The sequence below is a fragment of the Mesorhizobium sp. M7A.F.Ca.US.006.04.2.1 genome, from assembly GCF_004022915.1.
In the GTDB taxonomy this organism is placed as follows: domain Bacteria; phylum Pseudomonadota; class Alphaproteobacteria; order Rhizobiales; family Rhizobiaceae; genus Mesorhizobium; species Mesorhizobium ciceri.
In genome coordinates this window covers 1-10,514 of sequence record NZ_RZQA01000116.1, presented here as the reverse complement: position 1 = coordinate 10,514, position 10,514 = coordinate 1, and the positions used below count along the sequence as shown (strand labels likewise).

Here is a 10,514-nt window from a genome sequence, read left to right as displayed (position 1 = left end):
CCTTCGTTCTTCGATTGCGAGGGCAACCCAAAGGTGAATCGGCCGGCAATTTTGCCGCCGCAACGAAGGCTTCACAAAAATCGTGCCAGTTGCTCCGCGGCAAGCTCTGAACATCTTTGGCTCTGTTCATTGCTTTACGCGTGAGTGCATCGCGAACTCAGGCGCCCTTCCTGTGACGCGGACGCGACAAACCCGACAGTAAGTGTCGGTTGTCGGACGTCTCCCCAGCAATCGAGCATAAGAGACGTCGGGATGTCCTACGGTTTTTGACACGTCTTCCCTTTGGCACGGTCCATGCGAGATGATCCACGAAAACGCCGGACCGAGGAGAAATCGAGCCATGATTACGCTCACCGACAACGCTGTTGCCGCCATCAAGGCCGCTCTTTACCGCGCCAGCGAGCCGGCGGAAGGATTTCGCATCATGGTCCATGCCGGCGGCTGCGCCGGCTTCCAATACTCAATGGGCCTGGAGAGCGTCTCACGTGAGGGCGATGCGATCATCGAGCGAGATGGGCTCAAGGTGTTCATGGATAGAGGCTCCCAACCCCATGCCGCCGGCATGACCGTGGACTTCGTCACTGGGCTCGAAACATCCGGCTTTGTTTTCGATAACCCCAATGCGCGTGAGACGTGCGGCTGCGGCAAGTCCTGCAAATGATTGCGAGGGAACAGGCTATGTTCGACTATAGCGACGCCAAGGAATACTGCGTCGAACCGGTAACCGCCGGCGCTCTGGAACCGGCCGACACGCACTGTCGGCCCGGAACAATTGCGTTCGGTGATGCACCAAATCGCGATCATCGATCGTTGCCGTGGGCAAGCAAACAAAATTGCCCGAAACAGCTGAATTCCCGGCGGATGCCGCCACCAAAGGGCAATGTCGACAGCGACCGGTCAGCCAAGCCATCGCTCCCCCGGCCGCCCACCTTACCAGATACGATATGCGCCAGAGGTTCAATGGCCCGACTACCCTTGAATCATTTCAGCAGTTGAAGGATCACTCCCATGAACCCTGTCTATCTCGACAACAACGCAACGACGCGGGTTGATCCTGCAGTCGTTGGAGCGATGTTGCCTTTCTTTACGGAGCAATTTGGCAATCATTCGTCCATGCACGCCTATGGCGCATCGGTTGCTGAAGCCGTGAGAAAGGCGAGGCAACAGTTGCAAGCCCTCATCGGCGCGGGATTCGAGGACGAGATCATCTTCACCTCGGGCGGGACTGAAAGCGACAGTACAGCCATCCTTTCGGCGCTGGAGGTGATGCCCGACCGAACGGAAATAGTGACTTCCGCGGTTGAACATCCGGCCGTTCTGAAGTTGTGCGCGCACCTTGAGAAGACGCGCGGCGTCAAGGTGCACATTATCCCAGTCGATCACTACGGCCGGCTCGACCTGGACGCCTACAGAACCGCCCTCACCCCACAAGTGGCAATCGTCTCGATAATGTGGGCGAACAATGAGACCGGTACGATCTTTCCCGTGGTTAAGCTTGCCGATCTAGCCAGGGAAGTCGGCGCGCTTTTCCACACTGATGCAGTGCAGGCGGTCGGAAGGCTTCCGATTGAGCTGAAATCGACCGCGATCGACATGCTGTCGCTCTCCGCCCACAAGCTGCATGGTCCAAAGGGGATAGGCGCGCTTTATGTAAGACGTGGCGTGCGCTTCTCCTCCATGATCAAGGGTGGGCACCAAGAGCGCGACCGGCGTGCAGGCACTGAAAACACACCCGGCATAGTCGGACTGGGCATGGCGGCCGAACTCGCCTTGAAATTCATGGACGAGACAAAACGAATAAAATGGTTGCGCGACCGCCTTGAGAACGGGATCATCCAGCGCATCCCAAACACATCCATCAACGGCGATCCGCAAGAGCGATTGCCAAACACTGCAAACATTGGATTCGAAGGTATCGAAGGCGATGCAATTCCAATTGTCCTGAGCCGGCTGGGAATCGCCTGTTCCGCCGGGTCCGCCTGTGCCTCTGGCTCACTGGAACCGAGCCATGTTCTGATCGCTATGAACGCGGCATGTGGGGCAGTCCGCTTCTCCTTGTCGCGTGACAACGGCGAAGATGACGTAGACCGCGTGCTTGAGGTCCTGCCTGCGATCACCGAGAAGCTACGGGCCGTTCCCAGTGCTGGACTGTGCGGGCGAGGTGCAGAACAGCTTCATTCCGGCCCGGGTCCGAGCGGCACAATAGCCGACGAGCCGTGAGGTCTTCCTCAACGTGACGACCCTGCGCAAGGAGAGCAGTTAAACTCGGGGTCGCCTTCACCACTTCAGAAAAGCTTGAGATCGCCAAGTCTCTTGCCCAGCCGCCGTGCCAGAGGTCGGCACGCCGTCAGCAATGTCACCAATGCATCGACACCACAATTTCGCGCCGGGAGAATACAATGAACTGCTCCGCTGATAGCCGCCCGATCGATCGCACCGATATCCTAGCGCGACTGAAGGGCCTGTCGGCCGCGGAGGACTTCTTCGCCTGCCTTGACGTCTCCTACGACCCGAAAGTGATGAATGTCTCGCGGCTCCATATCATGAAGCGCGTGGGCCAATACCTTGCCGAAGAAGATTTCTCCGGTCTGCCTAACCAGGTAATCGCCGCGCGGGTGCGCGCCAAGCTGGAACGCGCCTACGAAGATTTCGCGACTTCCTCGCCGCTCACGCAACGTGTGTTCAAGGTGCTAAGGGACCACGATCCAAACATATGTCCCGCACCTGGCCGCGCCTTCGTCCCGCTCGACTCTGCACTGAAGCGGTTCGGAAAGTAATGAGCCCGACACGGCTGCGACGCGACAATGTCGAGAAGTCGACAAATCCAGTCCTCATGACGCCTCCTCGGAAGCAAACGAAGCCACCTTCTGGAATAGAGGCAGGAAGACGACTTGGCATGAACGATGCAGGCAATGAGGTGAACCGCCAAGCACGAATCCGGACTGGGAGCTTAGAGAAACCGCCAATGCATATCGTAGTCTGCATCAAGCAGGTGCCGGATTCGGCACAGATCCGCGTGCACCCGGTGACGAACACGATCATGCGTCAGGGTGTTCCGACCATCATCAATCCTTACGACCTGTTCGCCCTCGAAGAAGCGCTCAAACTGCGCGACGTTCATGGTGGCGAGGTTACTGTGCTCACAATGGGTCCGCCCATGGCGGAGGACTCGCTGCGAAAGGCGCTCGGTTACGGTGCTGACCGAGCAGTTCTCTTGACGGACCGCTATTTTGCCGGATCCGATACGCTGGCGACTTCCTTTGCTCTTTCGCAAGCAATCGCAAAAATTGGGGAGACTTTCGGCAGGCCGGACATCGTCTTCACCGGCAAGCAGACGATTGACGGCGATACCGCCCAGGTCGGACCGGGCATAGCCAAGCGCCTAGATTTATCGCAACTTACCTATGTCGCGAAGATTGCCTCCATCGATCTCGATACGCGAGAGATCGAAGTCGCTCGTCGCGCCGAAGGCGGCACCCAGTTGCTGAAGAGCAGACTCCCTTGCCTCATTACCATGCTGGAAGACACCAACGAAATCCGCCGGGGCTCGCTCCAGCAGGCTCTGTGCGCGGCGCGCAGCCAAGTCGTGAAGTGGACTGCAGCCGACGCCGGCATTGACGATCTCACCCGGTGCGGTCTGCGTGGCTCGCCTACAGTCGTCAAGCGTGTTTTCGCCCCCACCGCACGGGCAGAAAGGGCGGCGCAGATCGACACCGCGGAAAGGGGCTTGCAGGACATAGCCGATGAACTCATCGCCGATATCTTAACCCGCCGGCCGGCGCTGGAACATGAGCTGGCCTTCAACAGCGGCACGTGACGGCCAGGAGCAGAAAATGTCGACCGCAAGCCAAACTACCCCTCGCATTGCCCCCGGCCGTGCCGGTGTAAAGAAAGAACTTCCCGACCGTTTCAAAGACTACCGGCACGTGTGGGTCTTCCTCGAGCTCGAACGCGGCAATGTGCATCCTGTATCATTCGAACTGCTGGGCGAAGGCCGCAAATTAGCCGACAAGCTTGAAGTCCAGCTCGCGGGCGTCGTGCTGGGACCGCCGGGCGAGATGGTCGAGGACGCTGTTGCCGAGGCCTTCGCTTACGGGGCGGATCTTGTCTACATCGTCGATGCGCCGCCGCTCGCCGACTACCGGAACGAGCCGTTCGCCAAGGCGCTCACGGATCTGGTCAATACCCATAAACCCGAAATCCTCCTTCTCGGCGCGACCACACTGGGCAGGGATCTTGCAGGCTCGGTAGCGACGACCCTGCAGACGGGGCTCACGGCCGACTGCACCGAACTTGATGTAGATTCCGACGGTTCACTCGCCGCGACCCGTCCGACTTTTGGTGGCTCATTGTTGTGTACGATCTATACACTAAATTACCGGCCGCAAATGGCGACGGTGCGACCAAGGGTCATGCCTATGCCGCAACGGGTGGATAAGCCGGTCGGGCGTGTCATGCGGCACAAGCTGTCGCTCGTTGAGGACGATATCGTCACCAAAGTCCTCGGCTTCCTACCGGATAACCAGTCGGCAATGGCAAATCTTGCCTATGCGGATGTCGTGGTTGCGGGAGGCCTCGGTCTCGGAGCGGCGGAGAACCTTCAGCTTGTGAAGAATCTTGCCCGAGCGATCGGCGCCGAGCATGGCTGTTCGCGCCCCTTGGTCCAGAAGGGCTGGATGCCGGCTGATCGACAGATTGGACAAACTGGCAAGACCATTCGACCGAAGCTTTACATCGCGGCCGGAATTTCCGGCGCCATCCAGCACCGAGTTGGGGTCGAGGGGGCCGATCTCATCGTCGCGATCAACACCGATCCGAACGCGCCGATTTTCGAGTTCGCCCACCTCGGGATCGTCACGGATGCAATCCGCTTCCTGCCCGCACTGACGGAAGCCTTCACCCGGCGGCTGTCGCCGCACAGTCGAGACAAGCTTGCGAGTTGAGGGAGAGGACATGATTGAACAATTCGATGCCATTGTGGTCGGAGCCGGCATGTCTGGAAACGCAGCTGCTTACACTTTGGCAAGCCAGGGGCTGAAGGTCCTGCAGTTGGAGCGCGGGGAATATCCGGGCTCTAAGAACGTCCAGGGTGCCATAATGTACGCGAACATGCTGGAGAAGATCATCCCGGACTTCCGGGATGATGCGCCCCTCGAGCGGCACCTGGTCGAACAGCGACTTTGGGTGATGGACGACACGTCTCACACCGGAATTCATTACCGGTCGGACGACTTCAATGAGGCGAAACCCAACCGCTACACGATCATCCGCGCCCAGTTCGACAAATGGTTTTCCCGCAAGGTGCGCGAGGCTGGCGCGACGGTCCTGTGTGAGACGACCGCGACGGAACTCGTCCGTGATGGCAATGGCAAGGTGATCGGCGTCCGCACAGACCGGGCTGGCGGAGTGGTCTTCGCGAATGTGGTCGTTCTCGCAGAAGGGGTGTCGGGATTGCTTGGCACTCGCGCAGGCCTGCGCGAGATGCCGAAGCCGGAGACCGTGGCGATTGCCGTCAAGGAAATGCATTTCTTGCCCGAAGAGGTCATTGGCCAGCGGTTCGGGGTGAAGGGCGATGAAGGCTGCGTAATCGAGGCCGTGGGCACGATCTCTCGCAGCATGGCCGGGCTCGGCTTCCTTTACACCAATAAGGAGTCGATTTCACTCGGCATCGGCTGCCTGGTCTCGGATTTCGCCGCGACGATGGAGAGCCCGTCCGCCCTCCTGGATGCGATGAAAAACCATCCTTCGATCCGGCCGCTGATCGCTGGCTCGGAGGTGAAAGAATATGCCGCCCATCTTATCCCCGAAGGTGGTTACAGGGCCATTCCGCAGCTATTCGGCGACGGTTGGGTCATCGTCGGCGACGCAGCGCAACTGAACAATGCCATTCACCGTGAGGGTTCGAACCTTGCCATGACCTCGGGTCGTGTCGCGGCTGAGGCGATCATCAAAGTCAAAAGCCGCAACGGTCCTATGACCAAAGCGAACCTTGCGCTCTACAAGACGATGCTGGATGACTCCTTTGTGATCAAGGATCTTAAGAAATACAAGGACATGCCAGCCTTACTCCACACCAATTCCAGCAACTTTTTTGACAGCTATCCGCGGTTGATGTCGCATGCCGCTCAGACCTTCATGCGTGTCGACGGCACGCCGAAGATCGAGAAGGAAAAGAACACCACGGCCGCCTTCATCAACGCGCGCTCGCGCTGGGGGTTGGTCAGCGACGCGGTCCGCCTGGCATTGGCATGGCGCTGAAGAGGGTACAAGATGACGATCGCAGTGACGAAGGTTCGTGTCGAGGACAAACTTTACCAGAACCGCTATCTGGTCGATTCCGGCCGCCCCCATATCATAGTGCGACCGCACGACAAGCCAAGCGCGAACTTGCTTGCGTTGACCTACGTCTGTCCGGCGAAATGCTATGAGTTGAATGACAAGGGTCAAGTCGAGATCACCGCCGACGGCTGCATGGAATGCGGCACCTGCCGGATATTGTGCGAGAAAGGCGGCGACATCGAGTGGAACTATCCGCGCGGCGGCTTTGGTGTCCTGTTCAAGTTCGGATGATCAGCCGGTGCCAAGAGCATGCCGGCAGCGAGCAACTGCGGCACACCATGAGCCTCTCCATCCACTTGCAAAGAGCTAGTGAATATTGGGTTTCGCAATTCAAGTTTCCTCGACTTGGTAGGGGTATCCTCAGGCCACGGGGCGCCTGTGCCGGACTTACCACCGGTAACGTGGTCGAGCCCCTTTGGACAATGTCCGGCCATCGTGCCGGATGGCAGCCACAACGGCCGGTGAGCAAATGGAACGGCACAATCCATGATAAAGACGTATGTGCTAGTGCATGGTGCCTGGCATGGCGGATGGTGTTGGCGGGACGTCGCCGCCAATCTTCGCAAGATGGGATGCCACGTGACCACGCCTACCCAGACAGGTGTCGGCGAACGCGCACGTTTGCTGTGCAAGGACATCACGCCCGACACATTCGTGACCGACATCGTCAACCACATTGTAACGGAAGAGCTGAGCGATGTGATCCTTGTCGGTCACAGTCTAGGCGGCATCAGCATCACCGGCGCCGCCGACCGGATACCCGACCATATCAGCCATCTCGTTTATCTCGACGGCGCCATCGTCGAGAGCGGTCAAAGTGTATTCAGCACCATGCCCCCCGACATCGTCGCCGCCCGTCGAAAATTGGTTGCGGAGGAAGGACGGGGTATCTTCATGCCGACTCCGCCGCCAACAGCATTCGGCACTCCCGAGGGACACTCGCTCACGGACTGGGTGCGGCGCCGGATAACACCGCATCCGGCAGGCACCTACGAAAGCGGACTTAAGCTCGAGCACCCGCTCGGCAACGGCAGACCCCGAACCTATGTCGTCTGCACTAATCCACTCCACCCGCCGATGGCGGGAGCGCGAGAATGGGTCGCGAAGCAGGATGGCTGGGCGTGGCAGGAACTCGCCACTGGCCACGACGCAATGATCCTCGCGCCGACGGAAGTTGCTCTCCTTCTTAGCGCTGTCGGCTGAGGAACCAAGTAGGGGGAGCGGCGGCCGATTCTCAGGCCGTGGCCTTGAGCTCTGGTGCAAGGATGTAGGCCCAACGGGTCGTTCCGGTGGCGCCACCGAAACCACTAGGCGGGAGTGGCCTGTCCTGCCGACGTCGCAAGCTTGCGAGCGTTCCGCCGCGGCCGCAGCCCGTAGCGCCGGGCAACCTCCGAGATCACCGCGTCGGCTCCAGGGTCTCGGAGATGACTCCGTGCCTTGTCGTCCATCGACCAATGCCGCCGACCAACAGCGCCGTTGATCACCCTCGAAAACGCCGAGGCTGCCGCTCAGGGTCAATCGTAAGTTCAAGTTCAGACACAAGCCGATCTCCGATCCACCTCAGAATCGGCAGGCCCACAGATCGCGGGTCCTCCTGGAAGGACACAGCGCTTACCCTTGAAATATGGAGAACCATGGCTTTGCGCCGTCGGCAGTTGAGCTGATCTCGCAATGCTATTTCCCCGGCAACGTCCGCGAGCCGGAGAACTGCGTGCTTGGCGTTCTCCTCTGGAAGGAACCAATCTTTCGGAACGTGGCAATGTCATCGACGAGCTCTCACGGGCCAGCACGATGCCGGTTCGGCGCATCGGCGCCCGCCTGAACACGAGATGGCCACTTGCGATTCTAACGATACGGCCGGACGGGGGCTGGGACCGCGGCGGACGAAGCGTGACGGCTGATCGACACAATGGAGAAGGCCGGCTGGGTTCAGGCTAATGCGGCTCGAATTCTCGGCCTCAAGCTGCGACAAGTCGGCTAGGCGATACGCCGGCATAGTATCGAGGTGAAGGAACTTCTAAGAGCCTGATGAGCCAATCGTCAGGCCAGTGGTCTTGCGCGCCCTGTGCGCGACAAGGAGTGCTTCGTGCTTCTGAACGGATTTGGACTTGCACTGTCGCAAGCAGGACAAAATTGTGTCGCGCCGGCCTGACACAATGCGATATCGACCCGAATAGTGAACTGAAGCCGCTTTTTTCAGTTGGTATGGCTCTTGCACCTTGAACCGCGACGTTACCAGCAACGGAGCCGTTTGATGTCCTCACCGACAGTTTCGATTGAGGGGCCGACTAGCACGACATCCGAGGGTCTTCTGGCAGCCGCGAAATCCGGTGGCTGCGCATCGTCTTCCTACGGCTCGTCGCCGACCAGCCCGGGCGAAGAGGATCCGGCTATTTGGGAAAGGATCAAGGATCACCCCTGCTTTTCGGAGGAAGCGCATCATTATTTCGCGCGTATGCATGTGGCGGTCGCGCCGGCTTGCAATGTCCAGTGCAACTATTGCAATCGCAAATACGATTGCGCCAACGAGAGCCGGCCTGGTGTTGTGTCTGAGAAGTTGACGCCCGACCAAGCGCTACGCAAGGTCATCGCCGTTGCCAACAAAGTTCCGCAGCTTTCGGTTCTTGGCATCGCTGGGCCGGGGGATGCCTGTTACGATTGGGAGAAAACGAAGGCAACGTTCGACCGCGTCATCAGGGAAATCCCCGACATAAAGCTGTGCGTCTCCACTAATGGGCTCGTGCTGCCGGACCATGTCGCCGAGCTTGCCGAAATGAATGTTGATCACGTGACGATCACCATCAACATGGTCGACCCGGAAGTCGGCGCGAAGATCTATCCATGGATCTTTTATGAAAATCGCCGCTACTTCGGCATCGAAGCCGCTCGAATCTTGCACGCGCGGCAGATGCTGGGCCTGGAGATGCTGAGCGCGCGCGGCATCCTCACCAAAATCAACTCGGTGATGATTCCTGGAGTGAACGACCAGCACCTGTTTGAGGTGAACAAAATGGTCAGGGAGCGGGGCGCGTTTCTGCACAACGTGATGCCTCTGATTTCGGACCCGGCGCACGGTACCCACTACGGACTCATCGGGCAGCGCGGCCCAACGGCAACGGAGATGATGGCTCTTCAGGATCGACTTGAAGGTGGCGCCAAGTTGATGCGCCACTGCCGGCAGTGCCGGGCAGATGCTGTCGGCCTGCTCGGTGAAGATCGTGGCCAGGAATTCACGCTGGACGGTATTCCCGACGATGTCGCCTACGATGCTGGCAAGCGTCAGGCCTATCGGCAGGTGGTCGCACACGAGCGCCGTGATCATGAGGCGGCGAGGAGCGAGGCCATCGGTATGGTCAAGGCAACAGACTCCGAAAAGTCGCTTCTGGTTGCGGTGGCCACTAAGGGAGGTGGACGGGTCAACGAACACTTCGGCCACGCGAAGGAATTCCAGGTTTATGAAGTCTCGCCTAGAGGGATCAGCTTGGTCGGGCATCGGAAGGTCGAGCGGTATTGCCTCGGAGGCGGGGGCGAAGACGCCATCCTCGAGGGCGTCATCGCAGCGCTCGAAGGCATACACATAGTGCTATGCGCCAAGATCGGAAATCGCCCGAAGGAACAACTCTCGCGAGTTGGACTGCGCGTAACCGACGCCTATGGCCATGACTACATCGAGACCGCAGTCAGCGCACTTTACGCGGCAGAGTTTGGGATCAGACCACTAGCGGCGACGGCCTGAGCCGTCTCGTCCGATAACCAGGAGTTAGAATGGCTTTAAAGATCATCGCATCCCAATGTACCCAATGCGGGGCCTGCGAGTTCGAATGTCCTTCGGAAGCGATCAAGTTCAAGGGCGACGCCTATGTGATCGATCCAAACAAGTGCACCGAATGCAAGGAGGCCTTCGATACGCAGCAATGCGTGTCGGTCTGTCCGGTACCGAAAACCTGCGTTCCCGCTTGATTCCTACCGAAACGGTCGGGTTCGCCGCACGACGACGCCTGCAACCCGCGACCACAACAAAAGCCTCGAGAAAGGAATGGACAGCATGTGGTCCAGACGCGAACAGGAGGTCGAAATCGGCAGACCGCCACGGTTCATGCAGGGTGAGCGGGTCCGTGCGATACGCCACATAAAAAACGACGGCACCTATCCCGGCAAGGAGATCGGCGAAAACC

At 59.2% G+C, this 10,514-nt stretch carries 11 protein-coding genes and 1 pseudogene; all 12 read left to right on the top strand.

The window, feature by feature from the left end; genetic code table 11:
- Nucleotides 1-340 precede the first annotated feature (340 nt).
- Nucleotides 341-661 carry an iron-sulfur cluster assembly accessory protein gene (locus EN925_RS09070; RefSeq protein ID WP_029356570.1) on the top strand — a complete coding sequence of 107 codons (321 nt, stop codon included), beginning with the start codon at nucleotides 341-343 and terminating at the stop codon, nucleotides 659-661.
- A gap of 347 nt (nucleotides 662-1,008) precedes the next feature.
- The gene (gene nifS / locus EN925_RS09065; protein WP_063169388.1) at nucleotides 1,009-2,220 is read left to right on the top strand and encodes a cysteine desulfurase NifS; all 1,212 of its coding nucleotides are present in this window, start codon (nucleotides 1,009-1,011) and stop codon (nucleotides 2,218-2,220) included.
- 179 nt (nucleotides 2,221-2,399) lie between these two features.
- Entirely contained in the window at nucleotides 2,400-2,777 is a 378-nt protein-coding gene (gene nifW, locus EN925_RS09060) for a nitrogenase stabilizing/protective protein NifW (RefSeq protein WP_063169389.1), read from the top strand.
- 188 nt (nucleotides 2,778-2,965) lie between these two features.
- Nucleotides 2,966-3,817 (top strand): electron transfer flavoprotein subunit beta/FixA family protein, encoded by an 852-nt coding sequence (locus tag EN925_RS09055; RefSeq protein WP_063169390.1) that lies wholly within the window; start codon nucleotides 2,966-2,968, stop codon nucleotides 3,815-3,817.
- Between the two features lie 16 nt (nucleotides 3,818-3,833).
- Entirely contained in the window at nucleotides 3,834-4,943 is a 1,110-nt protein-coding gene (locus EN925_RS09050; protein ID WP_024505237.1) for an electron transfer flavoprotein subunit alpha/FixB family protein, read from the top strand.
- 10 nt (nucleotides 4,944-4,953) lie between these two features.
- Nucleotides 4,954-6,258: an FAD-binding protein gene (locus EN925_RS09045; protein ID WP_063169391.1), complete on the top strand. Its 1,305-nt coding sequence runs from the start codon at nucleotides 4,954-4,956 to the stop codon at nucleotides 6,256-6,258.
- 12 nt (nucleotides 6,259-6,270) lie between these two features.
- The gene (locus EN925_RS09040) at nucleotides 6,271-6,570 is read left to right on the top strand and encodes a ferredoxin family protein (RefSeq protein ID WP_024505235.1); all 300 of its coding nucleotides are present in this window, start codon (nucleotides 6,271-6,273) and stop codon (nucleotides 6,568-6,570) included.
- Between the two features lie 255 nt (nucleotides 6,571-6,825).
- The gene (locus EN925_RS09035; RefSeq protein ID WP_063169392.1) at nucleotides 6,826-7,542 is read left to right on the top strand and encodes an alpha/beta fold hydrolase; all 717 of its coding nucleotides are present in this window, start codon (nucleotides 6,826-6,828) and stop codon (nucleotides 7,540-7,542) included.
- Nucleotides 7,543-8,233: 691 nt separating this feature from the next.
- Nucleotides 8,234-8,320 (top strand): annotated as a pseudogene (locus tag EN925_RS09025) (helix-turn-helix domain-containing protein); the annotation flags it as partial.
- A gap of 273 nt (nucleotides 8,321-8,593) precedes the next feature.
- Nucleotides 8,594-10,075 carry a nitrogenase cofactor biosynthesis protein NifB gene (gene nifB, locus EN925_RS09020; protein ID WP_063169393.1) on the top strand — a complete coding sequence of 494 codons (1,482 nt, stop codon included), beginning with the start codon at nucleotides 8,594-8,596 and terminating at the stop codon, nucleotides 10,073-10,075.
- A 29-nt stretch (nucleotides 10,076-10,104) separates the two neighbouring features.
- Nucleotides 10,105-10,299, top strand: coding sequence for a 4Fe-4S binding protein (locus tag EN925_RS09015; RefSeq protein WP_024505232.1), 195 nt, complete (start codon nucleotides 10,105-10,107; stop codon nucleotides 10,297-10,299).
- 85 nt (nucleotides 10,300-10,384) lie between these two features.
- Nucleotides 10,385-10,514, top strand: a 130-nt coding sequence (locus tag EN925_RS09010; protein WP_164894166.1) for a nitrogen fixation protein NifZ, incomplete at its 3' end; no start/stop codon positions are given.